The organism is Corynebacterium marquesiae (assembly GCF_030229635.1).
GTDB classification, from domain to species: Bacteria; Actinomycetota; Actinomycetes; order Mycobacteriales; family Mycobacteriaceae; genus Corynebacterium; species Corynebacterium marquesiae.
On record NZ_JASPII010000022.1, the window covers coordinates 1 to 25,471 of the forward strand.

The 25,471-nt window shown below is 57.8% G+C and carries 29 protein-coding genes and 1 other RNA gene; 10 read left to right on the top strand and 20 right to left on the bottom strand.

The genetic code is table 11. The annotated features are described in order from the left end of the window. Window positions 1-165: 165 nt before the first annotated feature. The 9 genes from QP971_RS10840 to ftsE all read right to left on the bottom strand — a co-directional run bounded on the left by QP971_RS10840 (window position 166) and on the right by ftsE (window position 7,002). Complete coding sequence (locus tag QP971_RS10840) at window positions 166-921, bottom strand: iron ABC transporter ATP-binding protein (protein WP_284811872.1); 756 nt, start codon at window positions 919-921, stop codon at window positions 166-168. Then, window positions 918-1,901 (bottom strand): iron chelate uptake ABC transporter family permease subunit, encoded by a 984-nt coding sequence (locus QP971_RS10845; RefSeq protein ID WP_284811871.1) that lies wholly within the window; start codon window positions 1,899-1,901, stop codon window positions 918-920. Before QP971_RS10845 ends, QP971_RS10840 begins: the two co-directional genes overlap by 4 nt. Further along, window positions 1,891-2,856 carry an ABC transporter permease gene (locus tag QP971_RS10850; RefSeq protein ID WP_284811868.1) on the bottom strand — a complete coding sequence of 322 codons (966 nt, stop codon included), beginning with the start codon at window positions 2,854-2,856 and terminating at the stop codon, window positions 1,891-1,893. Before QP971_RS10850 ends, QP971_RS10845 begins: the two co-directional genes overlap by 11 nt. A gap of 63 nt (window positions 2,857-2,919) precedes the next feature. Next, window positions 2,920-3,915: a siderophore ABC transporter substrate-binding protein gene (locus tag QP971_RS10855; RefSeq protein ID WP_284811874.1), complete on the bottom strand. Its 996-nt coding sequence runs from the start codon at window positions 3,913-3,915 to the stop codon at window positions 2,920-2,922. Window positions 3,916-4,073: 158 nt separating this feature from the next. Beyond that, window positions 4,074-4,454, bottom strand: a transfer-messenger RNA (tmRNA) gene (gene ssrA / locus QP971_RS10860). Between the two features lie 62 nt (window positions 4,455-4,516). Then, window positions 4,517-4,873, bottom strand: a complete 357-nt coding sequence (locus QP971_RS10865) for a DUF488 domain-containing protein (protein WP_284811866.1) — start codon at window positions 4,871-4,873, stop codon at window positions 4,517-4,519. After that, window positions 4,866-5,369 carry an SsrA-binding protein SmpB gene (smpB, locus tag QP971_RS10870; protein ID WP_005322310.1) on the bottom strand — a complete coding sequence of 168 codons (504 nt, stop codon included), beginning with the start codon at window positions 5,367-5,369 and terminating at the stop codon, window positions 4,866-4,868. The genes QP971_RS10865 and smpB overlap by 8 nt, the downstream gene beginning before the upstream one ends. 44 nt (window positions 5,370-5,413) lie before the next feature. Next, window positions 5,414-6,316 carry a permease-like cell division protein FtsX gene (gene ftsX / locus QP971_RS10875; protein WP_284811864.1) on the bottom strand — a complete coding sequence of 301 codons (903 nt, stop codon included), beginning with the start codon at window positions 6,314-6,316 and terminating at the stop codon, window positions 5,414-5,416. Beyond that, window positions 6,313-7,002 (bottom strand): cell division ATP-binding protein FtsE, encoded by a 690-nt coding sequence (gene ftsE / locus QP971_RS10880; protein WP_284811862.1) that lies wholly within the window; start codon window positions 7,000-7,002, stop codon window positions 6,313-6,315. The genes ftsX and ftsE overlap by 4 nt, the downstream gene beginning before the upstream one ends. 109 nt (window positions 7,003-7,111) lie before the next feature. Between ftsE and QP971_RS10885 the strand changes: the two genes are divergently transcribed. Next, a complete protein-coding gene (locus QP971_RS10885; protein WP_284811860.1) occupies window positions 7,112-8,731 on the top strand; it encodes an AbgT family transporter in 1,620 nt (539 codons plus the stop codon). 83 nt (window positions 8,732-8,814) lie between these two features. On the opposite strand, the gene prfB is transcribed toward QP971_RS10885, so the two are convergent. Next, entirely contained in the window at window positions 8,815-9,918 is a 1,104-nt protein-coding gene (gene prfB, locus QP971_RS10890) for a peptide chain release factor 2 (protein WP_239278781.1), read from the bottom strand. A 60-nt stretch (window positions 9,919-9,978) separates the two neighbouring features. Between prfB and QP971_RS10895 the strand changes: the two genes are divergently transcribed. Both QP971_RS10895 and hisN read left to right on the top strand, forming a co-directional pair. Continuing rightward, window positions 9,979-10,815: an inositol monophosphatase family protein gene (locus QP971_RS10895; protein WP_284811859.1), complete on the top strand. Its 837-nt coding sequence runs from the start codon at window positions 9,979-9,981 to the stop codon at window positions 10,813-10,815. Beyond that, window positions 10,808-11,590: a histidinol-phosphatase gene (gene hisN, locus QP971_RS10900; protein ID WP_198492690.1), complete on the top strand. Its 783-nt coding sequence runs from the start codon at window positions 10,808-10,810 to the stop codon at window positions 11,588-11,590. The genes QP971_RS10895 and hisN overlap by 8 nt, the downstream gene beginning before the upstream one ends. Here hisN and QP971_RS10905 read toward each other — a convergent pair. From QP971_RS10905 to QP971_RS10920, 4 genes are all read right to left on the bottom strand, one after another. Beyond that, on the bottom strand, window positions 11,587-11,847 hold the full coding sequence (locus tag QP971_RS10905; protein ID WP_284811858.1) for a MarR family transcriptional regulator: 261 nt from the start codon (window positions 11,845-11,847) through the stop codon (window positions 11,587-11,589). The genes hisN and QP971_RS10905 overlap by 4 nt on opposite strands. Then, a complete protein-coding gene (gene feoB / locus QP971_RS10910; protein WP_150850960.1) occupies window positions 11,844-13,766 on the bottom strand; it encodes a ferrous iron transport protein B in 1,923 nt (640 codons plus the stop codon). Before feoB ends, QP971_RS10905 begins: the two co-directional genes overlap by 4 nt. Next, on the bottom strand, window positions 13,766-14,011 hold the full coding sequence (locus QP971_RS10915; RefSeq protein ID WP_225745784.1) for a FeoA domain-containing protein: 246 nt from the start codon (window positions 14,009-14,011) through the stop codon (window positions 13,766-13,768). Before QP971_RS10915 ends, feoB begins: the two co-directional genes overlap by 1 nt. A 263-nt stretch (window positions 14,012-14,274) precedes the next feature. Further along, window positions 14,275-15,363 carry a S1 family peptidase gene (locus QP971_RS10920; protein WP_284811856.1) on the bottom strand — a complete coding sequence of 363 codons (1,089 nt, stop codon included), beginning with the start codon at window positions 15,361-15,363 and terminating at the stop codon, window positions 14,275-14,277. A 149-nt stretch (window positions 15,364-15,512) separates the two neighbouring features. Here QP971_RS10920 and QP971_RS10925 point away from each other — a divergent pair, with 149 nt between their 5' ends. After that, the gene (locus tag QP971_RS10925; protein ID WP_284811854.1) at window positions 15,513-15,956 is read left to right on the top strand and encodes a DUF1990 family protein; all 444 of its coding nucleotides are present in this window, start codon (window positions 15,513-15,515) and stop codon (window positions 15,954-15,956) included. Between the two features lie 67 nt (window positions 15,957-16,023). Here the strand turns inward: QP971_RS10925 and QP971_RS10930 are convergent, their stop codons facing one another. The 6 genes from QP971_RS10930 to QP971_RS10955 all read right to left on the bottom strand — a co-directional run bounded on the left by QP971_RS10930 (window position 16,024) and on the right by QP971_RS10955 (window position 21,911). Beyond that, the gene (locus QP971_RS10930; RefSeq protein ID WP_239273495.1) at window positions 16,024-16,731 is read right to left on the bottom strand and encodes a kinesin; all 708 of its coding nucleotides are present in this window, start codon (window positions 16,729-16,731) and stop codon (window positions 16,024-16,026) included. 24 nt (window positions 16,732-16,755) lie between these two features. Further along, complete coding sequence (locus QP971_RS10935; RefSeq protein ID WP_049378789.1) at window positions 16,756-17,568, bottom strand: ABC transporter ATP-binding protein; 813 nt, start codon at window positions 17,566-17,568, stop codon at window positions 16,756-16,758. A gap of 2 nt (window positions 17,569-17,570) precedes the next feature. After that, complete coding sequence (locus QP971_RS10940) at window positions 17,571-18,554, bottom strand: FecCD family ABC transporter permease (protein WP_049378788.1); 984 nt, start codon at window positions 18,552-18,554, stop codon at window positions 17,571-17,573. Further along, a complete protein-coding gene (locus tag QP971_RS10945) occupies window positions 18,544-19,476 on the bottom strand; it encodes a FecCD family ABC transporter permease (RefSeq protein WP_198492686.1) in 933 nt (310 codons plus the stop codon). Before QP971_RS10945 ends, QP971_RS10940 begins: the two co-directional genes overlap by 11 nt. A 29-nt stretch (window positions 19,477-19,505) precedes the next feature. After that, window positions 19,506-20,381 (bottom strand): ABC transporter substrate-binding protein, encoded by an 876-nt coding sequence (locus tag QP971_RS10950; RefSeq protein WP_049378786.1) that lies wholly within the window; start codon window positions 20,379-20,381, stop codon window positions 19,506-19,508. A 297-nt stretch (window positions 20,382-20,678) separates the two neighbouring features. After that, window positions 20,679-21,911: a tyrosine-type recombinase/integrase gene (locus tag QP971_RS10955; RefSeq protein ID WP_284811852.1), complete on the bottom strand. Its 1,233-nt coding sequence runs from the start codon at window positions 21,909-21,911 to the stop codon at window positions 20,679-20,681. A 56-nt stretch (window positions 21,912-21,967) separates the two neighbouring features. Here QP971_RS10955 and QP971_RS10960 point away from each other — a divergent pair, with 56 nt between their 5' ends. The 6 genes from QP971_RS10960 (at window position 21,968) to QP971_RS10985 (ending at window position 25,338) form a co-directional block, all read left to right on the top strand. Beyond that, window positions 21,968-22,453 (top strand): hypothetical protein, encoded by a 486-nt coding sequence (locus QP971_RS10960; protein ID WP_284811850.1) that lies wholly within the window; start codon window positions 21,968-21,970, stop codon window positions 22,451-22,453. A 663-nt stretch (window positions 22,454-23,116) separates the two neighbouring features. Then, entirely contained in the window at window positions 23,117-23,446 is a 330-nt protein-coding gene (locus tag QP971_RS10965) for a hypothetical protein (protein WP_284811848.1), read from the top strand. 265 nt (window positions 23,447-23,711) lie between these two features. Further along, entirely contained in the window at window positions 23,712-24,125 is a 414-nt protein-coding gene (locus tag QP971_RS10970) for a hypothetical protein (protein WP_284811846.1), read from the top strand. Further along, window positions 24,122-24,499 carry a hypothetical protein gene (locus tag QP971_RS10975; RefSeq protein WP_284811844.1) on the top strand — a complete coding sequence of 126 codons (378 nt, stop codon included), beginning with the start codon at window positions 24,122-24,124 and terminating at the stop codon, window positions 24,497-24,499. Before QP971_RS10970 ends, QP971_RS10975 begins: the two co-directional genes overlap by 4 nt. A 271-nt stretch (window positions 24,500-24,770) precedes the next feature. Next, the gene (gene mobC, locus QP971_RS10980) at window positions 24,771-25,133 is read left to right on the top strand and encodes a plasmid mobilization relaxosome protein MobC (RefSeq protein ID WP_284811841.1); all 363 of its coding nucleotides are present in this window, start codon (window positions 24,771-24,773) and stop codon (window positions 25,131-25,133) included. After that, window positions 25,114-25,338, top strand: coding sequence for a hypothetical protein (locus QP971_RS10985; RefSeq protein WP_284811839.1), 225 nt, complete (start codon window positions 25,114-25,116; stop codon window positions 25,336-25,338). Before mobC ends, QP971_RS10985 begins: the two co-directional genes overlap by 20 nt. The last annotated feature ends 133 nt before the right edge of the window (window positions 25,339-25,471 follow it).

Below are 25,471 nucleotides of genomic sequence, written 5' to 3' on the forward strand. Positions count from 1 at the left end.
GGCGGCTCGTACAAACTTACCCAACCAAATGAACCAAGTCAAATCATCGAACCAAGTCCGCACAAAATTCGCTTAAAAGTAACCAACCGGCTACCTCGCGGCGACTTGGATTAATGTAGTCCACCACAACCAAACAACACAAACCTGCAGGACAACCTAGGTTTTCTAGTGGTAACAGGCTATCTTTCCTTCTGGCCCTTCGATTACTTGAACTTGGGTATCAAAGATAGAAGTAAGGATCTCATCTCGAATAATTTCTTCTGTTGAGCCAAATTCAACGATGCGGCCTTCTTTACACGCACAGATGTAGTCGGCATACCGAGCTGCAAAGTTAATGTCATGCAGCACCACCACTATGGTCCGTCCTAGTGACTGGGCAGCGTCTTTTAGATATCGCATCATCTCTACAGAATGAGCTATGTCGAGATTATTGAGCGGCTCGTCTAATAGGACATATTCCGTCTCTTGGCACAGGACCATAGCTACATAAGCGCGCTGGCGTTGACCTCCTGAAAGCTCATCAAGATACCGGTGCTGCAATTCTTCCAGTCGGAAAAAGTTTATGTATTTGGAGATTATTTCTTCGTCATACGGCGTAATTCGGCCTTTGGTGTAGGGAAAGCGGCCAAAGCCAATCAATTGCCGCACCGTCAATTTGGTTACGAAGTGGTTTTCTTGCCGCAGAATGGACACGACTTTGGCCAGGTGCCCGGATTTCGTAGAGTGGACGTCTTTTCCGGCGATCTCGATATTGCCCTCGTCCATGTCCAACAGGCGACCAATCATTGTGAGCATGGTGGACTTGCCCGCACCGTTGGGGCCAATCAATGCGGTGATTCCACCTTTTGGGATCCGCAGATTGAGCGGCCCGATAGCCACTTCCCCTGAGTAGCGTTTGGATACGTTCTTTAATTCAATCACAGTCGACCCTTTCGCAGAATGATAAAGAGAAATGCGCAGCCGCCAACGAGCTCAATAATGATGGAAACCACCCCTTGAGCGGCGAACACGTGCCGCATTAGAAAATATGCGGCGGTAAGCAGCAAGAAAGCCAAACCAATGGCCATCGGGAAGATGAAGCGGTGGTCATAGGTATCAGTGAATTGATAGGCCAACGTGGCAACCAAAAATCCTAGGAAGGTCATTGGTCCCACCAAGGCTGTTGTCGTGGCCATTAAGAGGGACACCAAGATCAAGGTATAAATTGCATGGCCCTTGTGGTTTACTCCCAAATTCGTACTGACATCGCTTCCTAGGGAAATCGCGTTCAAGGTACGCGCATTGAGCAACAGAAGCGCTGCCACGATCGCAACGATGGGAATGACGATGGGATAGTAATCTGATTCCGCATTGTTGATGGAGCCGAATAGTCGCGCGGTGAGCACGTCAAACTCGCTAGGCGTTAGGATTCGCTGCATAAACGTAGATAGGGATCCCAGTCCGCCACCGATGACCACGCCAACCAGCAGCATTGCGTGCATATTGTGCTTGTTATTGGTGAGCAGCCACGAATACAGCACCAAAGACAGCCCCACCATGAGCGCCATTTGGAATAGGAATGTGGGAAGGGTGCGGGCGTCGTTAAGCCCTGCTGCCCCAAGGAAGAAGATGGTCGCAGTATTGATCGCTACATACAGTGACTCAAAGCCCATGATGGATGGGGTGAGAATCCGGTTATTCGTCACAGTGTGAAAAGCCACCGTAGCCATCGCTTGGCACACCGCCACAATTGCCATCGCAATGAGCGCATCAGCACGACGCTGTGCAATGAGCCAGAATTTTCGCGTTCCAAACTGCATCGGGTTGTCATATGCCAACCAGGCGAAGGCAAAGGCCAAGGCCAGTCCCCATACGCAGGCCAGAGTTATCCAATACTTTTTCCGCGTGAGCTTAGCGTGCACGAGTGGACCTCACGATCATCACAATGAAGACAACCGCACCGAGTACCCCGAGAATCACCGAGACTGGCATCTCAAACGGTGCGATAATTATGCGTCCAACTAAGTCACAAGCGGTCACGATGCCGATGCCTAAAAGGCATACCCACGGCAGGTTAGAGCGCAGGTCGTCCCCACGCACCATCGAAACCACATTGGGCACGATGAGCCCCAAGAATGGCAAAGAGCCAACGACGACAGTGACGACGCCGGTGGCCACGGCAATCAAGCTTGTGCCCAGCAAAAGCATGCGGTTGTAGTTGAGCCCTATGTTGGTGGCGATGTCTTCACCCAAGCCAACAACGGTGAGCCGGTCTGCATACATAAATACGGCGGCCAGGACCACTAGCACCAGCCAGAGAACTTCATATTGCCCCTTGTACACGGAGGTAAAAGAGCCCATAAACCAAATCCCCAGCTGCTGCAGCATATCGGCCTGCAGAGCAAAGAAGCTGGAGACTGCAGAAATCACGGCTCCCAACATGATGCCAACGATGGGCACGATGAGCGAAGATCGCAAGGTCACGCGCCGCAGGAATAGGAAGAACACAATGGTGCCAATAAAAGAAAACGCTACGGCTCCCATCATTTTGACCAGACTCGAAGCGGTCGGGGCGATCCACAAGACAAAGAGCAAACCTAACCCCGCCCACTCAGTGGTTCCAGTAGTGGAAGGTTCTACAAATCGATTTTGGGTTAACAGTTGCATGACCAACCCGCTCATGGCCATTGCGGCACCAGCGAGAACGAGCGCTATGGTTCGCGGAAGCCGAGTAATGCCAAACATGGCGGCCCCGTCCTCCGCGCCAAAAACGTCGTACTGTCCCAATAGCAAGGAGGCAGCGAGCAGGGCAAAAACAATCAGCGCTCCAAGGCCAAGCTTCCAATCCCACAGCGCAGGGCGCGTGGTAGTTTCCATTTTTCTCCTCTAGCAGACAAAGGCCGGAGGGCTCCTCCCCTCCGGCCTTGGCGTGCGCGCTGGCTAATTCTTTTCGAAGGCGTCCGCCATCGCGTTCAGCGTTTCCGTGTAGGTAATGATATTTTCGTTGGTGTAGGTATCCTGCGGAGCGGTAACGATGCGGCCTTCCTTGACCGCGGTCACGTTCTTCAGCGCGGAGGAATCTTCTACCAGCTTTTGGCCTGGGGTATATCCTTCTTCCTCCTTGGCTATGGCGCCATCGCGATCCATGACGAGGATATAGTCCGGGTTGGATTCTGCGATTGCCTCCACCGAAATATCGTCACCCTCGTGGTCATCGCTGGCATTGTCTACCTCGAGCGCCGGAGTCATACCAATCAGCTCGAAGAGTGGCCCATAGAAGCGCCCCTTCCCTGGGGCAATGTAGTTAATCTCCCCGCCGGAGGTATTTACTGCCATGATCTTTTTGTCTGGATCATAGGCCTTCTTGGCGCGTTCCAAGGCAGCATTGAAGTCATCAACCAGAGCTTTGGCGTCATCCTCGTGTCCAAAAATTTTGCCCATCGCCTCTGTCTGGCGCATTAGCTCTTCCGCCATATCCTCGCCGTCCCGTGGAGTGAAATCCACCACCGGGGTTCCATCAACAAGGGATTCCAGGTCATCCTGATACTGGCTGAAGCGCTGACCGTTAACCACAATATCTGGGTCCGCAGCCACCAGCGCTTCCAAATCTGGTTCGCGGTGGGAGCCTAGGTTGGCCTCGACGCTGTCCTCATTGATGTCTTTGGAGAGGGTATCCGGCACCAAGTCGAGAGGAGCAGCCACGATATTGACACCCCAATCAGACAGAATCTCGAAGGCGCGGTTATCAGTTACAGCTACGCGCTCATACGGAGGATGAAGTTCCTGTTCCCCGTTATTGTCCTGCAACGTGAGCGCGCTTGCCGACGCCCCCTTTTCCTCCTCCACTGCTCCGTCTTCTGCAGGGCTGCAGGCAGTCACTGCCAAAGAAGCGGCGATAACCGCAGAAACAAGAGAGCGATGAATATTCTTCACGATGAATTCCTTATGGACGGGAAACAAATACCAGCCTAACCTAACTTAGGCATACCTTAGATTTCAAGTGTTAGGATAGCCTTAACCCCACCGAGTGATGAAAGGGCTTGTGAGAAAGCGAATAAAACGAGAAAAAGACCCCCGATTTCTCGGGGGCCTACCGGTGGAGCTGCCGGGAATTGAACCCGGGTCCTTCGTCACCTTGCCAGGGCTTCTCCGTGCGCAGTTCGCACAGAATCTCTGCTCGGCCCTCCGGATCGGGCGAACACGTCCGGATGATGGGCCCAGTCACCAGTAAGAGTCCCGACTGGTCCTGATGACCCGACCAGCCGGCTAGTTCCTTAGTCGATGCCAGGATCTAGGTCAGGAACGAAACCTAGGCTGACAGACACGCGTCGCTGTAATTAGGCAGCGAGGGCGTAGTCACGCTGAGAGTTCTTCTCTGCGTTTATTGGTTGCTACGACGCTTATACGGTGGTCGTTAGCCTGCACCGGCACGCTTCCCCTGGCGCAGTGCACGAAGTCGAAACCAAATCAACCCCATGCTGTAGGAACGGGATAGTGCATCTTCCCTACGGTTCGTTCAACACTACCCCACCCGCTTTTATTTCCTCAAGTGCTCTTCTAGCCACTCTTTGAGCACGACCGCGTGGTTGATCTCGCGGCTGGCGGCGGCGAAGAGGAGGGTGGCGTCGGAAAGCGCGAGCAGTTGGGTGAGCTCGTCGGAATCGTTGTCATCGAGCTCAGCCTTGTAGCGGCGGGCAAACTCGTCGAAGCTATCCTCGTCGTGGTTCCACCACTTGCGCAGCTCAGGGCTCGGCGCGACGTCCTTGAACCACTCGTCGTAGGCCAAGTCGCTCTTGGCAACGCCCCGGGGCCACATCCGGTCTACCAGTACTCCGGTGCCCTGGATAGTGTCCTCGCCCTTGGCAACGTCATGTACTTTCGCAGTCTTAAACATTAATTCCCTTCACGCGGCGGCCGAGTTCGCGAGAGATTTCACGGTCTTGGTCGCGGCGCTTAATATCCTCACGTTTATCGTAGTCTTGTTTACCTTGCGCCAACGCCAGCGAGAGCTTGGCGTATCCGTTTTTAAGGTAGACCTTGAGCGGAACCAAGGTCTTATTGCCGTTGCGCACCTGCCCGTAGAGCTTGTCGATTTCGCGGCGGTGCAGCAAAAGCTTGCGGGTGCGCCGCGGGCTGTGGTTCGTCCACGAGCCCATGGAATATTCCGGAATGTGCAGGTTACGCAGGTACACCTCGCCATCGTCGATGGTGGCGAAAGCATCATTAAGCGAGATTTTTCCCTCCCGCAGGGATTTGATCTCGGTGCCGAGCAGGACGATGCCGCACTCGTATTCCTCGAGGATCTTGTAGTCATGCCGGGCCCGGCGGTTAGTAGCGAGCGTTGCTTCGCCGGAGGCCGCCTTCTTATTCTTCTTGCCCTTCTTAGCCATAATTATGGCAGTGTAGTGCCCTTTTAGCCGGCCCGGCAAACGGGCTATTTGCGCACATAGGACCGCAGGGTGATATGCGCCGTGACGGCGGTGACCACCAGCGTCAGCAGGCCCACAAGCGGCAGGGCAATCCAGAGGTCTCCGGACTTCATGGGGGCGAGCAGCTGGGATTCATACAGGCCTTGCAGGGATGGGTCCACCACCTTGGACTTGCCTAGGAAGATACCGGCACCGCCCAACACCACGCCGATGAGCGAGGCCAGCACTGCTTCCACCACGAACGGCGCCTGCGTCATCCACCGGCTCGCGCCCACCATGCGCATGATTTCCGTTTCGCGGGTGCGGTGGAACGCAGCGATCTGCACCATGTTGGCGACCAAGAAGATGGCTGCCACGGACATCACGATGGCCAGCACAAAGGTGGCATTGCGGATAGCATCCAGGTTGCTTGCGGCATCGCGCACTTCTTGCTGCTGGTCGACGACATCCTCTACCGCCGGGTTATCCCTAATCGCATCGATGGCGGAGTTGTCTTCTGGATCCTTCAGGCGCACGTGGAACGCTGCCGGCAGCGCGTCGGGCGAGGTTTGTTCCACCATGACGGGATCGGTGTCTTGGAAAAGCTCCTTGAACCGCTCATAGGATTCTGCACGGTTGCGGTATTCCACGGACTCGACGGAATCATCCGCGTCGAGCTGCTTTTTGAGGTCCGCACAGGCGGGAGCTGCGCAATCCGGGTCCCCGGCGGAAATGTCCTCATTGAGCTGGACCATGACCTCGACGCGGTCGAGATAGATCTCCTTGGTGTCCTTGGTCAGGTTAGTCACCATGATGCCGGCGACAACGAGGCCTACGGCAATGGCGGTGGTGATGATCATGGCGATGGTCATGGTCAGGTTGCGGCCAAGACCCTTGGTAGCCTCGCGGAAAATAAACCCTAGCTTCATGCTTCCCCCTCGTACATCGCCTCGTGCTCGTCGCGCACGAGGACTCCATTGCGCAGCTCCAAGACACGCTGGCGCGCCTTATTGACGGCGCGGGCATTGTGGGTGGACATGACCACGGTGGTGCCACGGCGGTTGATGCCCAGCAGCAGGTCCATGATCTCGTCGGCGGTGGAGGGATCGAGGTTGCCCGTGGGTTCGTCGGCAAGCAGCAGCTTCGGCCGATTGACCACCGCGCGCGCAATGGCCACGCGCTGCTGCTCGCCACCGGAAAGCTCGTGCGGATACGCATCGCGGCGATCCTCGAGGCCCACTAGGTCCAAAACCTGCGGGACAGAAGTGGAGATGCGGTACTTGCTCTTACCAATCACCTCCAGCGCAAAGGCCACGTTTTGATACACCGTCAGCTTGGGGAGCAGGCGGAAATCCTGGAAGACGTAACCAATGGACTGGCGTAGCGCGTTGATTTGCTTGCCGGAAAGCTCATTGACGTGGAAATCGTCGAAGTAAATATCGCCCTTGGTCACGTTGCTATAGCGCACCATTAACTCCAGGAAGGTGGACTTACCGGAGCCGGACGGACCAATGAGGAAGGCGAATTCGCCATCCGCAATCTCGAAGGACACCCCGTCGAGCGCTGGGCGAGACGCGGCGGAGTAGGCCTTAGTCACGTTGTCGAATCTAATCACGCGAATCACTGTAGCAACTAAAGTTGACACCGCGCTGTGAACTGTACTTAAGTAATGTGGTCTAAGACACTAATTTGTTCCGACCCAATCGACAGAAAGTGCCGATACTATGGCCGAAACCGAAACCAAAGAAAAACCACGTTCTGCAAGCGGCTTCCTGGGCACTGTAGAAAAGATTGGCAATAAACTGCCGGATCCGTTCTGGCTCTTCGTTATCCTCGCAGCCATCGTCGCTGTGACTTCTTGGCTAGGACACCTCATTGGCATGACCGCAGAGGACCCCAAGACCGGCGAAACCATCGAAGTAGAATCCTTGCTGACCACCGAGAATATCTCGCGCATGGTTACTGATGCAGTGGAGAACTTCACCAGCTTCCCGCCGCTCGGCGTCATACTTGCCGTGATGCTCGGCGTGGCCGTGGCGGAGCAGTCTGGCCTGCTTTCCGCTTTGGTGCGCGCGATGGTGACTAAGGTCAGCGCGAAAATGCTGACCTTCGTTGTGGCGCTGGCCGGCGTGACCGGCTCCGTAGCCTCCGACGCCATCTACGTCATTCTGATCCCGCTGGGCGCAATGGCCTTCCACGCCGTGGGCCGCTCCCCCATCGTGGGCGCGATGGTGGCCTTTGCTGCGTCGTCTGCCGGCTTTAATGCCTCGCTGATTCTCAATATCACCGACCTCCTGCTGGCGGGCATTTCTACCCCGGCCGCACAGTTTGTGGACCCAGAATATGAGGTCAGCCCGCTGGCCAATATCTTCTTTGTCATCCCATCCGCCATCGTGCTCTCGCTCATCATTACCGCGGTCACGGAATTCCTCATGGTGAAAAAGGCCCGCGAGCTGGTGGACCACGACCACATTAATTATGAAGAGGTGTCTTTTTCCAAGGCCGCCGGTGGGGCCGGCGCGAATGCAGAGGAGGATGAGGAGTACGACTTCACCGACGATGAAGAAGCGATGCGCATTAAGCCCAACGAACAGCGCGGTTTGATTGCTTCCGGCATCGCACTCGTGCTCTTCCTTGCCGCCTTCTTTGCACTCCTATTTATCCCTGGCTCCCCGCTGGCGAGCCAGGAGGATAGCTTTATGGAGTCGCCGCTCATTAGTGCCATCGCGGTGCCGATTGCCTTGGCTTTCTTGGTGTGCGGCATCGTCTATGGCTTGGCGGCAGGCACCGTGAAGTCTTTTGCTGATGTACCGGAGTTTATGGCCAAGGGCGTCGAGACCCTCGTTCCCATGCTGGTCCTCTTCTTCGCGGTGGCACAGTTCCTGGCCTGGTTCGAGTGGTCAAACTTGGGCGTGTGGACCGCGATTAAGGGCTCCGAGCTACTCCAACACTGGTCCCTGCCGCCGCTAGTGATGTTTGCGGCACTGGTGGCCATGGTCGCACTGCTTAACCTCTTCATCACCTCCGGTTCCGCCCAGTGGGCGCTGATGGCCCCGGTCATCGTACCGATGATGATGTATGTGGGCGTCTCCCCCGAAGTCTCCCAGATGCTCTTCCGTATCGGTGACTCCCCAACGAATATCATCACCCCAATGTCGCCCTACTTCGCGCTGGCGTTGACCTTCTTGCAGCGCTACTACAAGCACGCGGGTGTGGGTACCTTGATGTCGCTCGCCCTGCCTTACTCGCTGTGCATGATCGTGGGTTGGTTCGTCTTCTTTGTCATTTGGTATCTCATCGGCATCCCGCTGGGACCGGGCGCACCGATGGACTACGTGGGTTAGGTCCATAGAGATCAGGCCGAACTGAGGATCTTCTCCCCTCAGTTCGGCCTTTTCGCGTTCAATTCAGCCCGATCAGTATGGACCTAAGCTTGGTCTTCTTGTTGCTGCATGCGCCAGCGGATACCAGATTCCAGGAAGCCATCGATATCGCCATCGAGCACCTTGGAGGGATCGCCCACCTCAAAATTGGTGCGCAGGTCTTTGACCATCTGATACGGGTGCAGCACGTAGGAGCGCATCTGATTGCCCCAGGAGGCGTTGCCACCGGCGCCCAGCGCGTCAAGCTCGGCCTGCTCCTCTTGGCGCTTGCGCTCCAGCAGCTTCGCCTGCAGCACGCGCATGGCCGAGGCCTTATTTTGAATCTGCGACTTTTCGTTCTGGCAGGTCACCACGATGCCGGTGGGAATGTGGGTCAGGCGCACCGCAGAGTCGGTGGTATTGACGGATTGGCCGCCCGGACCAGAAGAGCGATAAACATCGACGCGCACATCATTATCCGGGATATCGATGTGGTCGGTCTGCTCCACCACCGGCAGGACTTCTACCTCGGCGAAGGAGGTCTGGCGCCGGCCCTGGTTATCAAAGGGCGAGATGCGCACTAGGCGGTGTGCTCCCTGCTCCACAGAGAGCTGGCCATACATGTATTCACCGTGGACCACAAAGGTCGCAGACTTGATGCCTGCTTCTTCCGCATAGGAGATGTCATAGACATCCACTTTGTGACCGTGTTTTTCCGCCCACCGCGTGTACATGCGCATGAGCATTTCGGCCCAGTCGGCCGCGTCCACACCGCCAGCGCCGGAGCGGATATTAATAACCGCCTCGCGCGGGTCATACTCACCAGAAAGCATGGTGGTGACCTCCAGCGATTCGATAGCAGATTCCAGGGAATCGAGCTCATCATCCGCCAGGGAGGTATCCCCCTCTTCTTCCGCGAGTTCGTACATCACGGGCATGTCCTCTAGGCGCCCGCGCAGGGATTCCAGCTTGCGGACCTTAGCCTGCGCTGCAGAAAGCTCGGAGGTGACCTGTTGCGCGTGGGCGGGGTCGTCCCACAAGGACGGGTCGCCGGCCTGGGCCTCTAGTTCCCGAATGCGGGCAGCCAAAGCCTCCGGGTCCATGACCTTCTCAATGGTGGTCAGGGTGGTTTCCAATTGCTTGAGCCGTGCTGTTACTTCGGGACGCATAGGCCCCAATCCTACCCACCCGGCCGGCATAATTAGCCATCGGCCGCGTTTAGGGTGACAATGGTGGGCATGGATCAAAAGCCGAGCTTGCAGGAGATGATCGATGCGGTCATCAAGACCTTCATTGTCGCGCACGCGGATGACGGGGATGCGCACCTAGCGCAGGCCCTTGTCTATAACGCCGGCCGCCTGGCCTGGCGCTTGCGCGAGATGGGCGTCGACGTAGAGCACAAGACTTCTATCTCGGACGTTGTTACGGATGCGGACAGGGCGGCCGAGCGCTTCGTCGCGGGCGTGCTCGAAGCCGTGTGCCCGGAAGACGGCATCCTCGGCGAAGAGGGTGCGGCCCGCGAGTCCCAGTCTGGGCGCACCTGGGTCATCGACCCGGTCGATGGCACCTACAATTTCTCTTCCGGTTCCGATTATTGGTGCTCTGCCTTGGCGCTTACCGACGCCACGGGGATCACCCTCGGCGCCGTCCACCGCCCCGCCATGGGTTATACCTGGTTCGGTGGCCGGGACTACCCCACTTCCCTCGACGGCAAGGAAGTAGCTCGCCTGCAGGAGAAGCCGGCCGAGCAGATTTCACTATCCACGTATCTGCACCCAACCTCGCTGGCGGATGAGGATATCCGCGGGGCATGGCAGCGCGTGGCGGAAAACTTTGCTACAGTCCGTATGCTCGGTGCCGGTTCTGTTGACCTGTCCTCCGTGGCCGATGGCACATGGGGCGCATGGATGCAGCATTCGGTAGCGGATTGGGATTGGTTCCCCGGCAAAGCCCTCGTGGAGGCAGCCGGCGGTGCAGCCCGCAAGGTAGAAGCCGGCGGCGTCGAATGGTGCCTCGCTGGCAATAAACAGGTAGTGGATCAGATGGAGGATTGGCTCCGTGGGTAAGTTCAAAGAAGACTTGGGCCTCGCGCTCGAGCTGGCGGGCCATGCCGATGTAGTGACCATGCATCGTTTCGAGGCCTCGGACCTCTCCGTCAAGGAAAAGCCAGATATGTCCCCCGTATCGGATGCGGACCTCACCTGTGAGAAGCAAATCCGCGAATCCCTCAAGCGCTCCCGCCCGCGCGATGAAGTGCTGGGTGAGGAATACGGCGGCGAGGCCTGCTATAAGGGCCGCCAGTGGGTCATCGATCCCATCGACGGCACCAAGAACTTCGTGCGTGGCGTCCCCGTATGGGCCACGCTCATCTCCCTTTTGGAAGATGGCGAACCGGTGGTATCGGTAGTTTCCGCACCCGCCCTGCGCCGCCGCTGGTACGCGGCCAAAGGCGCTGGCGCCTTCCGCGTTTTCGGCGGCGAGCCGAAGCGCTTGGGCGTATCCCACGTGGAAAAGCTCGCCGATTCTTCGCTGGCCATGAGCTCGCTAACCGGATGGGCCGAGCGCGGCCTGCGCGATCAGTTCCTCGCACTCACGGATAAGACCTGGCGCCTGCGCGGCTATGGTGATTTCTGGTCCTACTGCCTCGTGGCCGAAGGCGCGGTAGACATCGCCGCCGAACCCGAGGTGTCCTTGTGGGACCTCGCCGCGCCCTCCCTCATCGTGACCGAGGCCGGCGGCACTTTCACGGATCTGGACGGAAACCCCGGCCCGCACGGTGGATCCGGCGTCGCCTCCAACGGCCTGCTCCACAAGCACGCCCTAGCCGCGCTGCAAGGCTAGGAATTTCTCCGCAGCTGGAGCAGAACTGGGCCGCGGCGCTCGGAAACCGCACCCGAGCAACCACCCGCCTGCGCGCAACTGCCGCAGCCGCCCGTGGGGCACGAGGTGAGCGATTCGCGCACCAGCTCCGCACTGCGCTCGAGATGGGCGAGGATCACTTCGATGGTCCCCTGCCCCAGCCCGGTAGCTTTCGCGATCTCGGCGGGGTTGGATTTTCCCTGTTTAATGGCCTCCTTAACCTTCTCCGTGGGGCTCATAGGAAGACCTTGAGGACCTGGAATACTCCCACCGCGAGGATCCAGGCGGTGGCGAGCTGAAGGGCGAAACCGATAAGCGTCCATTTCCAGCCTATTTCCCGCCGCTGCGCGGCTACCGTGGCCACGCACGGGGTATAGGCCAAGAGGAAGACCATATACGCCCATACCGCCGCGAGCCCATGCCCGCCAGAGGCTGCATCAAAATCAGCGCGGATATGGCTCGCTAGTGGGGATTCTGCTTGCTCTTCTGGGGCATCATCAGTGACGTCTTCTACCGCATAGGTTTGCGCCCAGGTAGAAATGAGAGTCTCCTTGGCCACGAATCCGGTGACCAACGGGCCTGTCAGAGACCAAGAATCAAAGCCAGCCGGGGCAAAGACCGGGGACATCACCTTTGAGACCGCACCATAGGCGGAATCCTCCGGCGGTACCGCACCCTCGTTGAAAGAGTGCCCACCGGTTACCGGGATGGACATGAGCAACCAGATGACCACCACGGTGGCGACGATGATGCCGCCGGCGGTATGCAAGAAGCCTTTCAGACGCACCCACATCACCGACAGGGTGAGGCCAAAGGTGGGCAGCTGATAGGCCGGAAGATCGATAACTAAGGCTTCGGCCGGCATGGCGCGCCACACCGTGCGGCGCAAGGCGAGGCCTACCAACACCACCAGCGCGATAGACAGCACGTACATGCCGAATACCGCGGAACCAGCATGAGCGGGGAAAAACACCTGCGCCAGCATCATGAACACGATGAGACGGGCCGAACAGGAAGTGAAAGGAATAAGGAGGCAGGTAAGGATGCGATGGCGGACGTCGCCAAGCACGCGCGTCGCCGAAATCGCCGGAACATTGCAGCCATAGCCCACCACGATGGGGATAAAGGCCTTGCCCGGTAGGCCAATGGCGCGCATAACTCGGTCAGTGACCACCGCCGCGCGCGCCATATAACCGGAATCCTCCAGCACGGCTAGACACAGGAACATCAGGGCCAGCAGCGGGGCAAAGGTCAGCACCATGCCCACACCACCGATAAGGCCATCTACCAGCAATCCCGAGAGCAACCAGTGGTCTGGGAGGAGGCTGCGCACGGCATCAGAGACGGGACCGGCGATCAGTGCCTCCAGGCCGTCCTGCAGCGGTCCCGCAACCGTAGTGGTAATGAAGAAGACAGCCCACATCACCGCCAGAAATAGAATCGGGCCGAGCACGGGGTGCAGCACCACACGGTCTACGCGCTGGCTAAGCGGTTCGCCGACGTCCGTCCTGGAAACGGCAGCCTTTTCCGCGGCGTCCAGATCCGCAAAGCGTTGATCCAAATCTGCGTTGGGCCGGATAGTCTGTGGCTCCGTCTGCATTGCTTTTGCAACGGCACCCTCCAGCGCGTCTAGGTTTTCTCGGCGGCGACCATTAACGCTGACCACCGGCATGCCCACGGCGCGCGAGAGCGCGGAGGTATCGATGCTTATGCCCTGTTGCTTGGCGACGTCCTCCTTGGTCACCCCAATCACTACCCGATACGGGTACTCCGCGATCTGGAATGCGAGGTTAAGCCCGCGCGCTGGCGCAGTGGCATCCACCAACACCACAACCACATCTGGGCGCTCACACGGTGGGCACTCAACGAGCATATCGCGGGTGAATTCCTCGTCCGGGCTCATTGGATCCAAGGAATAAGCACCGGGCAGATCGATGATGTCGAACGCCTCTGGCTGCGCGCTCCACAAACCACGACTGACTTCTACGGAGGTACCCGGCCAGTTGCCGGTCTGGACCTTCGCTCCGGTCAACGCGTTGAACAAGGTAGATTTGCCGGAATTTGGAGCCCCGACCAAGGCGAGGACAGGCGTTCCCTCCGCGGCGATACGCATGGAGGAGGTGGAGTGGCAGCTTGGCGCTGCGGTCTTGCGCGCCATTATGCTGCCACCGGGATAACTTCCAGCTGGCCAAGCGTAGCCGCATCCACCGCGTACCGGGCGGTACCCACGGTGACCAGGCGTGCCCCGCCGGCCACCTTGCGTCCGATCTGCACGCGCACTCCTGGCCGGAATCCCAGTTCACGCATACGCAGCGCCAACGCCGGCTGCGACTCAATCGCATGCCGCAGGCAGCATTCAGGTAGCTCTACCAATGCGTCCACTGGGGCTTGATCGGCACGCATACATTCGGACCTTTCGCAGGTCTGCTGGGTACGGGTGCGGGACAATAAGGACAGCTGCCACATCGCGCGGTCACCTCGGTTCTCTCGGCCCGGCTCACGCCGGTGATGTTAGCCACACCTAAGTAGCTACTAGATAAGGCTAACCTTAGTCCGCATAAGCTTTTCACACAAGCGATGATTAGTTGTGATTATCGACACTAGACAGAGACATAAAAGTGCCCGCTCCCAGTAGCAACGGGAGCGGGCGAAAAGTTGGGACGAGGCTAGTCCTCAGGCAATGTAAAACCAGCACCTACGCCACCGCGACGGTCCATATCCTCTAGGACCGCATCCATGGTGTTTGCGGCGGTTGGGTTATGGACCGGCCCCTGCAGCGGGGTGCGGCACGGGAAATTCACCGGCAGGAAACCGCCGGTAATCGAACCGACGAGGCGGCCGTTGACCAACAACGGTGCACCGGAATCGCCCATCATGGCGCAGACTTGGTTGACCTGAATCTTCTTTGCCTGCTGATAGGTAATGCCGCAGGTCTTGCCGGTGGCAACGCCCTGCTTGCACACCTGCTGCCCCGGCTTAACGCCGCCGCCCAACTCATTGACGGTCACGCCATTGTAGGAGCGGGAGACCTTGGCCTTAGAGCCGAACTCGATGACGGCGTAATCCAAGTCCTCATTCTTGGATACCACGGTGCCCGTCGGGCCAATCTGCTCTGAATCGGCGGAGGTGACCGAATCCCCCACGTTGCCGCAGTGCGCGGCGGTGAGCCCCACCTTGCGGCCTGCATTATCGTTGCCCGCTACGGTCAGGGTGCACATCATGTTCTCATTGACATAAACCGGGGTGCCAGGGCCATAGAGCGACTCTCCCTCATTCATGGCTGCAACGGATTCTTCTGGAATGCGTGGGGCATCAAACATGGAACCCGGCACGCGGTGCAGCACGTAATCAGCCTGTGGCTTGCCCGCAGCTACCTTGGAAAATCCATCATTTTTCCACTTGTAGTTCGGATTGGTGCCCTTCGGTTTAAACTCCGGCTGGGTGGCCTGCTCCGCTAGGCCGATGGGATTCGGGTTGGTCATCGGCTCCGCGTACTGCGCCTGCTGGGCCGTGTGCTGCACGGCTTGCTGCGCGTTGCGCACAGAGGAATCTACGGCGTCGGTGACGTTCTTATCCACCTGCGGGGTTTGGATGCCTACCCCAGCCAGGCCATCTCGGACCTGGTCAATAATCCCTGCGGAATCGAAATCCGGCTGGGGCAATTCCTGGGCGCCTGCGGCCGGGGATCCCAGGAAAAACGCACCAGCGAAAGCCGAGCCCACCAGGACTTTCTTAAGGTGCGGAATGCGAAGCATCAAGGTACCTACTTTCAGTTGTCAACATCGTGCAAGCTCGATACTGGCACGAAAAAATTGTGGAAGCAGCAAACTCCTGTGACTGTGTCCAAGCCGTTATATTTCTGCCAGAATTCGGGGGTGGTCACCCCTCCCCTATCATCGGGCGCATGGCCACACCGCTGTCTTATTCCGATACTTCTGGCTTTCCGCAGCTGCACATGTCACGAGTCATCGACGCTGATTTTGATACCGCCGCACACCGGCTTTTCCGCTGGTCAATCCAACGCAGCGGCCTTTTCCGCGTGCGCCCCACCCATGAGGTGGTGGAGCTCGGCGCGGAGGTCACCATGGGCCTCGGCCCATGGGATTTTCGCTGCCGCGTGGTCGATGTATTCCACGAGGACGGCCGCTGCGGGTTCACCTACGGCACCCTTCCTGGACACCTCGAGCGCGGCGAGGAGACCTTCGCTCTGGAGCGCCTGCGCGATGGCCGCACACTGCTGCTTATCGACGCCGCCTCAGAGCCCTTCCTCCCCTTCCTGCGCCCCGTGGTAGACGTGCCGCGGCGCCTCCTGATTAGCCGGCTCTACCTCCACGCTTTGGACGATTAGCAGAATTACGCATATGACAAAAGCCGCCTCCCCGACCCCTGGGAAAGCGGCTTAGTATCAACGCTGGTTAGTTCTTGCGCTTGTCCTCGATGGACTCGCGTGCATCGCGCACAGCGCCCTTGACGCGGTCAAAGAAGCCACCCTTCTTCGTGGACTCCTCTTGGTACTCGTGAGCCTTGTCTTCCACGAAGCCCTTAGCGCGCTGGAACGCATCGCCGACGGCGCTACCAGCCTCGGATGCCTTGTCCTTTAGCTGATCCAGGCGCTCAGAGGACTGCTGACCGTTGACGTTGTCCTGGTTCGGCGCAGTAGCAACACGCTCTTCGTTTGCTTCGCCTACGATGTGCTGGCTGGGCGCGTAATCCGAGTTATCCTCGTCCAGCTTCTCCTGCAGATCTGGCTGCTGCGGGGCGGAACCAATGTGCTCTTCCTTCGCCTCACCTACGATGTGCTGGCTCGGCGCGTAGTCAGCGTTGTTCTCATCCAGCTTCTCCTGCAGGTCCGGCTGCTCGGCAGCTTTAGCCACATGTTCTTCCTCCGCTCCAGCGACAACGTGGTTCTGCGGTTCATACTTGCTTGCGGTGGACTCATCTCCGTCCGCAGACGGCTTTCCGACCGGCTTGGACAGGCCGGCTGCACCTGCGGCACCAGCTGCAGCTGCAGCGGACTGCGAGGACTTGTCAGATTTAGCTGCCGAAGACGCGGTGTCTTTAGATGCTAGGTACTTGTATTCGTTGCGGTCCAAGTCGACCTCGTGGCCTAGTTCGTTTGCCATTGCTACGTACTCCTTTAAATAGATTTATCTTCTTCCTTCTAGGGTTCCAGAAAATTCAGGAGCGTGCACGGAAATGGGTATGGGAAAGCGTCGACCGGTGGAGGGATCAGTCATCTCTAAACACTCAACATGGAAGGTTTCGCGTACGAGTTCAGCAGTCATCACCTCCTCGGTGGCCCCTTCGGCCACAATGCGTCCCTCACGCATGGCTACGATTCTATCGGCGTAACGCGCGGCATGGACCATATCGTGGACCACCATGACCACTGTGACCCCGGTGCCATTGAGATCTCGAATCAGATCCAAAATGGACAATTGGTGCGCGGGATCGAGGTAAGTAGTCGGCTCATCAAGCAAGGTAATTGGCGTTTCTTGGGCCAAAGTCATAGCGAGGAAGACGCGCTGGCGCTGACCACCGGAAAGATCTGCCGCGGGGGCGTCGAGAAGCTCGCTCACCCCAGCACGCGAGGCAGCACGCTCAACCGCTGCATGATCTCCGGCCCGCATCGTCGCTAGCGCCCCTGTATAGGGATATCGGCCGTAACCGATGACGTCACGCACTAATACCCCTTCCGGAGCCACGGGATGTTGTGGCAGAAAAGAAACTTCACGGGCAAAGGCACGCGAGGAATACTTGCTGATATTTTGGTCCGCGAGGTGCACCGCGCCTGCGCTGGGCGTAAGTTGGCGGCCCAATGTCTTGAGAAGCGTCGATTTGCCACAGCCATTCGGCCCGATCAGAGCGGTTACTTGACCTCTGGATAAATGAAGATTTACGTCCTTGACCACATCGGGTCCACCGTAGCCCACGGTTAATCCGCTGCACGTCAGTGTCATGTCTAGCCTCCGTTTCGCACTCGGGTCAGTCGAGTCAATAGGAAAATGAAATACGGTGCACCGATCAGCGCGATGAGCGCGCCAACGGGGATTTCCGTGGGGGCGAAAGCCCAGCGACCGAGCGTATCGCATGCGGTCACAAGGACCGCGCCGCCTAGGGCTGCCACGGGTATTTGCCAGCGCAGGTTCGCGCCAACAACCAAGCGAGCAGCATGGGGGACGATGAGTCCGGCGAAGCCCAAGACCCCGGCGGCGGCGACTCCCGCTGCGCCGAGGATGACGGCTAAGGCTACTGCTATTAGTCGCCATATCTTGGTGCTCACGCCGATGCCGGCCATGGTGGAATCATCCAGCGCGAGCATATCCAGGTGTTTTGCCACCACCATCGCGGCGGTTAGGGCGAGAAGGATAAAGGGGGCGACAATGGTGGCATCGCCAAGCGAGCGGGCGTAAAGCGAACCTTTCAACCATGTCATGGCCGCTCCTGCCTCTGGGGCAGACCGCACCAGGAGCAATTCGGTGATGGCGCCCAGCCCAAAAGATACCGCCACCCCGGTAAGGGGCAGGCGCACCGGATCGCTTGCCCCGCGCCCGGCGAGGAGAAGAACCAGCCCAGTTCCAGCCAACGCTCCAATAAAGGCTATGAAAGTCAGCAGGTGGGCCGGCAGGGCGCCTGATCCCATGAGTACCGCAACGGCCGCGAGTCCGCCGCCGGAGGTAATACCCACCGTATCTGGTGCGGCCAAAGGATTGCGTAGCGCGGACTGCAATAGACAGCCAGAAACGGCCATGGCAATACCGGCGCAGATTCCCACCAAGATCCGCGGCGCGCGGTACTTCCAGATGAGCGGCTCTCCGGTAACGAAGGCGGTGATCACCTCGCCCGGCGGTTTCATCACCGCACCGACGCCCATGCCGATGATTGCGCTCAACGCCAACGCCAGGATGAGACCTACTAGCACCCCAACAAATCTCTTATGCCGCATGCTTCCTCCTCCCCAGCGCATGGACGGACCACAACACTAATGGCATGCCAGCCAAAGAAGTCACGATGCCCACTGGGGTCTCGGCCGGTGCCCAGATTCCCTGGCCAACCGAATCAGCCACCAAAAGCACCGCTGCTCCAACAATTCCAGCCACGCACAGCCCCATGCGGTGGTGCGGGCCGCACACCCGCCACGCTACGGCCGCGGCCATCAACCCTAAGAAGCCAATCGGCCCAGTTGCAGCTACGGCCGGAGCAATAAGCACTACCGCCGCCACAATGGCAGCCAACCGAATGCGCTCCGGCTTCGCGCCGACAGCACCGGCCATGGCATCGCCTGCTACGAGCAAGTCCAGCGTTTTTGCACCGACTAAGGTCAAGGGAACCACGACCAGCACGGCAATCAGCGCCGGCACAATATCGTCCAAGCGCACACCGGCAAGCCGGCCAGAAAGCCACGACATCACCGTAGCCAGCTGAGCTTCATCTATCACCAAGAAAATGGAGGTCAAGGCGCTACACAGTGCGGAAACGGCAACGCCAACGAGTACCATGCGCTGGATCGCACCGCTCTTGCCGACGCCCACCGTCACCCCCACAGCAATCCCCGCACCCAGCAGCGCACCGGGCAGCTGGTCAACGCTCGAGGTTTCGCTTCCTAAAAACATTGCGGTTGCGACTGCACCGAGTGCCGCACCGGAGTTCACACCAGTGATGGACGGATCGGCGAGCGGATTCGCGGTTGCCGTGCGCAGCAATAACCCACCTACACCTAGTGCAATACCGACCACCGTGGTAGCAAGGAGACGGTCAAAAGCCACGCTATGCAGCTCTTCTTCTAACCACGGGGTATCAACTGGCACCTGAACATGGCGGAGCCGCCACCACCACACAAAGGCAGCGGCAGCGGTTGCAAGGACCAAGCAGACGCTGGCTTTAGTTCGAGGTGCCACTACTTTTCAGCGGCGATCATGTCATCGAGCATATGCTCGGCGGAAAGCGGCCCGCGGGCGCGCGACCAGATATCTTGGTCCACCTCTACGATGTCGCCGCTGCCCTTGGCATAGGGCGTCTTTTTAAACGCATCGACGTCCTTGTACATAAAGACTCGGTCAGCCTTCATACCAGGGAGCTTATCGCCGGTCAGTTCCGCTACATCAGTCTTAGATTCGATGGATGACTTCTCACCTTCGAAAGCATAATCATAGCCCACCTCGCTCAGTAGCGACTGGGGGAAGGAAGGGTTGACCCAGGTATAGAGCATCTCACTGGACCACCCAGCCACAACAGCACGGCTGCCCGGCTTTACCGCGTCCTTGGTACGAGCAATCTTGTCCTCGATGCGCTGACGGACTTCTTTGGCCTTTTCCTCTTTACCTAGCTTGGCCGCGATCTCATCCATCGAGTCCAGCACGTCCAAGTAAGTCTCATCTGGGTAGGATTCGGTCTGCGCAATCTCTTCCAGCTGCGGCATGATATCGGCTTGACGGGTAGGGCTAGCCAAAATCAGATCTGGTTCCAAAGACTGGATAACTTCTAGGTTCGGCTGCTTGGCTTGGCCCACAGAGGTTGCCTGCCCCAGCTGCTCTTTCAAAGTGGTCGGTGCCTCCGACTTACCGATTTCCACGGTTCCCACTGGGTCCACATCGAGGGCCTTGAGAATTTCCTCGTAGCGCCAATCAAGCGCCACAACTCGCTCGATCTTCTTTTCTCCGTTTCCTTCCTTAGAAGAAGAATCAGAAGAACACGCAACAAGGCCTGCGCCTAGGGCTAGGGTGGCTACGAGTGCGATAACTGCACGCACATTCATGAAGTCTTTCTTTTGCATAGCCTTACCTTACTCAGGTGAGGGTTTGCTGTCTAGGGTCTGATTGCCACGTTCCCGATACGGACCATGTTGCCGCACGTCCGCTAGAATCCGCCCAGTAAGCAAAAATAAAAAACGACCCTCACCGGCGAACCGATGAGGGCCTGGAAGTTGGTAGCGGGGGCAGGATTCGAACCTACGACCTCTGGGTTCTCACCCCCATGTTCGAGCCACCTGCAGTTATTACCCTCTTACCTGCTGATTAGAGGGGTATCAGTATACTGGCGCCTACCGGGCTTTACCGCAGATTACCGACTCTTAAGTCCCGTTTTGAGTCCCACTTTCTTCACCAAGATTCAAGGCTCCCCGCATAGCGTCGACATCAGTCCAATCCGTGTAGTTGCGCGCGTTCACGTCGACGTCATGCCCGAAGTAGGCTGCACGCACCTGGGCGGGTACCCCTCGCGCGATGGCCCGGTTATTGAGCACCGTGCGCCAGTCATGGGATCTCATTAAAGCGATGTGGTTGTCCTGAAGCTGCGCGCCGACATCTTTAAACAGAGCCGCTGACGCTTTTACGGCGTTGTCGGTGCGCCAGTGCGCCTGCTTATCTCCCGGCGAAGGGATCAGTGGATCCGTCGTTCCCAGTCTGTTGAGCCGGTTTAACCAGAACTTTTCGACACGCTTGTCCAGGAACGGGATAGAACGGCCTCTGTGCGTTTTGGATTGCTCAGATGTAATGCTGATCGCGATCTGCCCATTAGCGGCTTTTACAGAATGCCTCGTCGCTGCCAGCGCCTCTGAGATGCGAAGTCCCGTCCCCGCTTGTAGTAGTGCCAGCGCAACCACGTTGTCATGTTTTGCGATGGAGCTTGCTCGTCTATCCGTGCCCGGTGGTAACGGTCTGGCGGTATCGCGTGCAATGAGATGGTCTACAACGGCGTCGTATTGTGCGTTCGTCAGGGCGTGACCACCTTGTGGTTTATTACCCTTCTTTACCTCGCCGAGGTCGATGCTAATTCCGCGTAACGGGTTGTGGTCGATAACACCCTCGCGGATGAGCTGATCCAGAATGTACTTGCTCACGACGGTGCGGGCCTGCCGTGCAGATTCCGACCCGTTTGCGGTGGCGATGGCCTGCAATGCGCGTTCGAGAGTTCGGAATTTCACAGCCTCGCCAATGGCGTGTTTTCCAAGCTGTGCTTCGGCCTGTTTCAATGCGAGCTCATACCGGTCGCGCGTGTTCGGTCGCAGACGTGCCGCTTGGATGGCCGGCTTAGAGACGTCGGTAATGAACGCCGAGAAGTTCTTGCCCTTATCCCAATTGGTCGACGTCGAGTTGAGCTTGCTGTCCCGCTTCTCGACGGCAATTCGCCGGAATTCCCCCTTTGTCCTTGCCCGGATTGTCGGGCGGTAAGTCGTTCCGTCCCATAGTCGGACGGTGATCTTTGCTTCGTATGGCCCACGCGGGGGCAAAGCGTCAACGACGCGGTCGATGGAATCTTCCCCAGGGCTTAGTTTCGTTCTAGCGGCACGTATTTGCTTGGACATACACACCACTATAGACCCACTTTTGTAATAGGCACGAATTTGTTATCATTGCTGGTATGAATCCTTCAGAACGTCCTCCAATTTGGTCTGCCGACGACGTCGCGCGTAGACGCCTGGAAGTGTTGTGCACGTTGGTTGACGATAATCACCAGCTTTATGTTGACGCACGCGAATTGTTCACTCCCACACCTCCCCGCGAGGAGGTCACACAGCTCTTGCTTACCGCCCTTGAAACTTACGGTGAAATCCGCGCCGTAGCTCGTGAACTAAGGTATCTGGACCCCATTGTGAAAAATGATAAGAAAGGTCGTCGGAAGCGACACCCGCCTCTACACGTTGCACGCAAACACCTCCTGGCACGACTCGAGTTTCTGGAGGACGAAGCTGATCGAACGTTGCCGTTCACCTTTTACCGGCCTAACGCCGGACGACTCTTCGCCGCAGGTGAAGGACTCTCGATGGATCTTATCGACCCCGTACCGGACAGTGTCGTGGATACGATGTTTCCGCCGATCTTTGATCCGTCTTCACAAGTAAGCTAAAGTGTAGCTAGCCGTACTTGAGACGGTTGGTCACCGAGGTACCGGGCTGTATAAGAGCCCAAGGTTTGCAACTCGGATATGCAGGCCCCCAAGCGGATAACCGCTAGGCCGGGGCCCTTTCAGCATGTCTGGAGCAAACCTTGAAAGGTGTTTCAAATTTAAAACTGGTCGATCATGCCGAGCCTATTGCGGTTAAAAGTTCTGTAGCGGCATCCCTGATCGGGATTGCCCCTCAAACTCTCAACAACTGGCGTGTTCAGGGCAAAGGGCCCAGATACGCCTGCGTGGGTGCCAACCTCGTCGTCTACAGAATCGCTGATATTGAGGCGTGGCTAGATGGGCATGTTGTCGGTGGTGAGAAACCATGACGACAGCGAACGAGTCGTGGAGCATAGAGATCTCCCCCAAGGACGCGCCCGACACGGTGCGTCATGAGCATGAACTCATCGAGCTTGACGTGAATGGCACCGAGTGGCAGTCACGCCTCGTCGACACTGCCGTCGACGTTCTTGGGCGTTCTGACCCGTCATACTTCACCGTTTTGGTACGTCGTGAACCTCGATCTGTGGCTAAGGTCTCGGAGACCTTAGCCACGATTTCGGGCAGTTCTTCGGACGTTCCTGCTGGTCATGACCCTAATGCCGTTTCAGGCCAAAATTCCCTATGGGAAGGCGAGAATGGCCGAACCGGAGCGTCCTTAGGCGTTTTGAGTCTGCTCTGGGCCGTCGTATCCGTACGGCTGACAGTGCCCTACTCACCGAACTCGTTGCCGCGCATAAGGCTGGTCTCGTCGTCGTTGACCGTTTGGCTGTTCGCGTTTCCGTGGCTCAGAAGGTGGGTTGGTTGTCCTCTTTGGGGATGGGTGAATTCACCCGGGCGCAGTGGGATCACATGAGCAAGAATGATCGGCGTTCGACGGTGCTACGCGATGCCGATATGGATGCTGTTCGTGCCTTCGCCGATGAGCTGAATCGCGGTGATGGCTATGTCTAGCACCCCTCCCCCTAGTCGGTTTGGTATGACGCTCTCTCGTAGCCCTCCTATAGGCATTTTTATCGTCACAGAGACGCTAACCATGCAAGCAACAAGCACCCCAGCTAGGTCTTGAACCATCGGGTACTTAGACCAAGTTCCCGATGGCATCAATACACAGCAACCCAAAGATATGGAGGAAGGCATGGAGCCACAATCACCACGAGCACCACGGATGCCGCGCGCTCCCCGAGCGCCGCGCAGTGGAGCTAGAACCGGCTCGGACATGGAAGAAAGCAGATACGCAGCAGAGGAGTCTGCGAAGGGACTTATTGCCGGTTTGGTCAGCCTAGACCACGCCGATATTATCCGCCGTTCCAATCGAGTCCAAAAGATTCTCGACGATTTCGCCCAGCACGCTCCGAAGGAAGGGGTGACCCTGGAGCAGCTTAAAGCGAGGCGGGAAAAGACCCAGGTCGAAATTGATCGGCTGAAGCAAAAGCTCGATGAACGCAAGAGAAAAGAGCGCGAAGAAGAGCGTGAGCGCATTCAGTCTCAGCAGAAAATGCAGAAGCAAGGCAGCAACACGCCGGTAAAAAAGCCCGAAGTTGTCAAGGTTAAAAACCCGCGCTTTGCCTCGCTTCGTCCAAGTGAACCAGTAGAAAAAGACACCAGTAAAGGATGGGAACCAGAACTATGATTACGAAGTCTCAGACTGCTTCTTCGGTAAAAAAGATTGAAGCTCTCCGCCAGGAGCGGAAGCAAAAAGAAGCCGAAGAAGCCAAGAAGGTTGAGGAGTTTAAGCGTCAATTAGGTGAAGTTCTCTACGCCTGCGCGTATGAGTCCTCAAGCAAGTGGGCCGGATTTCGCGGCGGTTCCGTAAAGGAACTGCTCGCAGAAATCGGCATACGGGAGGTCTCCTCCCGTGAAGCGTCCGAGGAACACGAGGGCGCACATCGCGGGGTGGACGAAGGAGCCGATGAAGGCTTCGAAGTCGGTTCCGAGGACTCTACAGAGTCAGCGGAATCCCCCGCAGGCCCGGAGCACGCAGACCATTATGGTCTGCAAGCGTAGGGCCAGAGGGTCGAGGGAGAGAATCTCCCTCGCCAGCGCCACGAGCACCGGAGGTGCTCTAGTGGCTTGCTGGCCGCCTGCCGCCTGTTTGTGAGGTCCCCGCCTGTTTGTGAGGTCCGTCTTTGACGGTGGCGAGTACGCCTGAAGATGCGCAGCAGATTCAGGGGGCCGACACCGGAGAAGCGTGACCCTTACAAACAGACTGTGGCCCCGGCTGCGTCAGCAGGCGAGGCCACTTTGCCACAGTAAGCACGATATGTAGGAGGTGGATATGCGAGACAAGTTCTCGTCATATTCGCGCACCACCGTGCGCCTCGACAAGGACTTAGACCGATTTGTCGAGGAGGTCGCACGGGTTGCAGGTGTGCAAAAAGCCGTCGTGTTCCGGGAGGCTCTCTATGTCCTCGCAGAGGAAGAGAGCGTATTAACGCAAAAGCGTTTGGCTCCGGACACGTTGCGCCGCCTGGACGATATGAACGAGCAGCTGCGTCGGATTGGTGTCAATCTAAACCAGGTGGCGCGGCGCGCGAATATCGACGGTGTTGCACCTGTGTCTGAGTCTGTAGAAAGCATCGCTGCTGAAGTCGCTTCTCTTCATAAAGAGGTGAAGAACTTTGTCCACAATCAAGATTAACTACAGTCAGAACATCCGCGCGGCAACGGTCTACGCCGTGTACGGCACGGCAGAAGGTGCCCGCAAGGGCGAGGTGCGCGCTGATGCTTTATGCACGGTTCAACCCAACGCTGAATCGTTGTCGCCACAGGCTACGTCAGGCCGTTGGTCGGGTGTGGACTTCATGGAGGCCAGTGTGGAAGAGATGGGGCGTTATGGGACCTAGCCCCTGTTAGGTAGACACCTGATATCCAGCCCGGTTGGGTTGGGAAGAAAGGTAATTGAAGTGTCCCAGGTTTTGTTCCGTTTGAGTAGATGGGAAAATCTGGAATATGCCAAGAAAATTTGACCAGGATGCG

Bases quoted from the DNA above. Each gene is read 5' to 3' on its own strand.
- QP971_RS10850 (WP_284811868.1), bottom strand. From the start codon at position 2,856: ATGGAAACTACCACGCGCCCTGCGCTGTGGGATTGGAAGCTTGGCCTT.
- QP971_RS10865 (WP_284811866.1), bottom strand. From the start codon at position 4,873: ATGTTTAAGACTGCGAAAGTACATGACGTTGCCAAGGGCGAGGACACT.
- smpB (WP_005322310.1), bottom strand. From the start codon at position 5,369: ATGGCTAAGAAGGGCAAGAAGAATAAGAAGGCGGCCTCCGGCGAAGCA.
- ftsX (WP_284811864.1), bottom strand. From the start codon at position 6,316: ATGAAGCTAGGGTTTATTTTCCGCGAGGCTACCAAGGGTCTTGGCCGC.
- QP971_RS10885 (WP_284811860.1), top strand. From the start codon at position 7,112: ATGGCCGAAACCGAAACCAAAGAAAAACCACGTTCTGCAAGCGGCTTC.
- prfB (WP_239278781.1), bottom strand. From the start codon at position 9,918: ATGCGTCCCGAAGTAACAGCACGGCTCAAGCAATTGGAAACCACCCTG.
- QP971_RS10895 (WP_284811859.1), top strand. From the start codon at position 9,979: ATGGTGGGCATGGATCAAAAGCCGAGCTTGCAGGAGATGATCGATGCG.
- QP971_RS10905 (WP_284811858.1), bottom strand. From the start codon at position 11,847: ATGAGCCCCACGGAGAAGGTTAAGGAGGCCATTAAACAGGGAAAATCC.
- feoB (WP_150850960.1), bottom strand. From the start codon at position 13,766: ATGGCGCGCAAGACCGCAGCGCCAAGCTGCCACTCCACCTCCTCCATG.
- QP971_RS10915 (WP_225745784.1), bottom strand. From the start codon at position 14,011: ATGCGTGCCGATCAAGCCCCAGTGGACGCATTGGTAGAGCTACCTGAA.
- QP971_RS10920 (WP_284811856.1), bottom strand. From the start codon at position 15,363: ATGCTTCGCATTCCGCACCTTAAGAAAGTCCTGGTGGGCTCGGCTTTC.
- QP971_RS10925 (WP_284811854.1), top strand. From the start codon at position 15,513: ATGGCCACACCGCTGTCTTATTCCGATACTTCTGGCTTTCCGCAGCTG.
- QP971_RS10930 (WP_239273495.1), bottom strand. From the start codon at position 16,731: ATGGCAAACGAACTAGGCCACGAGGTCGACTTGGACCGCAACGAATAC.
- QP971_RS10935 (WP_049378789.1), bottom strand. From the start codon at position 17,568: ATGACACTGACGTGCAGCGGATTAACCGTGGGCTACGGTGGACCCGAT.
- QP971_RS10940 (WP_049378788.1), bottom strand. From the start codon at position 18,554: ATGCGGCATAAGAGATTTGTTGGGGTGCTAGTAGGTCTCATCCTGGCG.
- QP971_RS10950 (WP_049378786.1), bottom strand. From the start codon at position 20,381: ATGCAAAAGAAAGACTTCATGAATGTGCGTGCAGTTATCGCACTCGTA.
- QP971_RS10955 (WP_284811852.1), bottom strand. From the start codon at position 21,911: ATGTCCAAGCAAATACGTGCCGCTAGAACGAAACTAAGCCCTGGGGAA.
- QP971_RS10960 (WP_284811850.1), top strand. From the start codon at position 21,968: ATGAATCCTTCAGAACGTCCTCCAATTTGGTCTGCCGACGACGTCGCG.
- QP971_RS10965 (WP_284811848.1), top strand. From the start codon at position 23,117: ATGGGAAGGCGAGAATGGCCGAACCGGAGCGTCCTTAGGCGTTTTGAG.
- QP971_RS10970 (WP_284811846.1), top strand. From the start codon at position 23,712: ATGGAAGAAAGCAGATACGCAGCAGAGGAGTCTGCGAAGGGACTTATT.
- QP971_RS10975 (WP_284811844.1), top strand. From the start codon at position 24,122: ATGATTACGAAGTCTCAGACTGCTTCTTCGGTAAAAAAGATTGAAGCT.
- mobC (WP_284811841.1), top strand. From the start codon at position 24,771: ATGCGAGACAAGTTCTCGTCATATTCGCGCACCACCGTGCGCCTCGAC.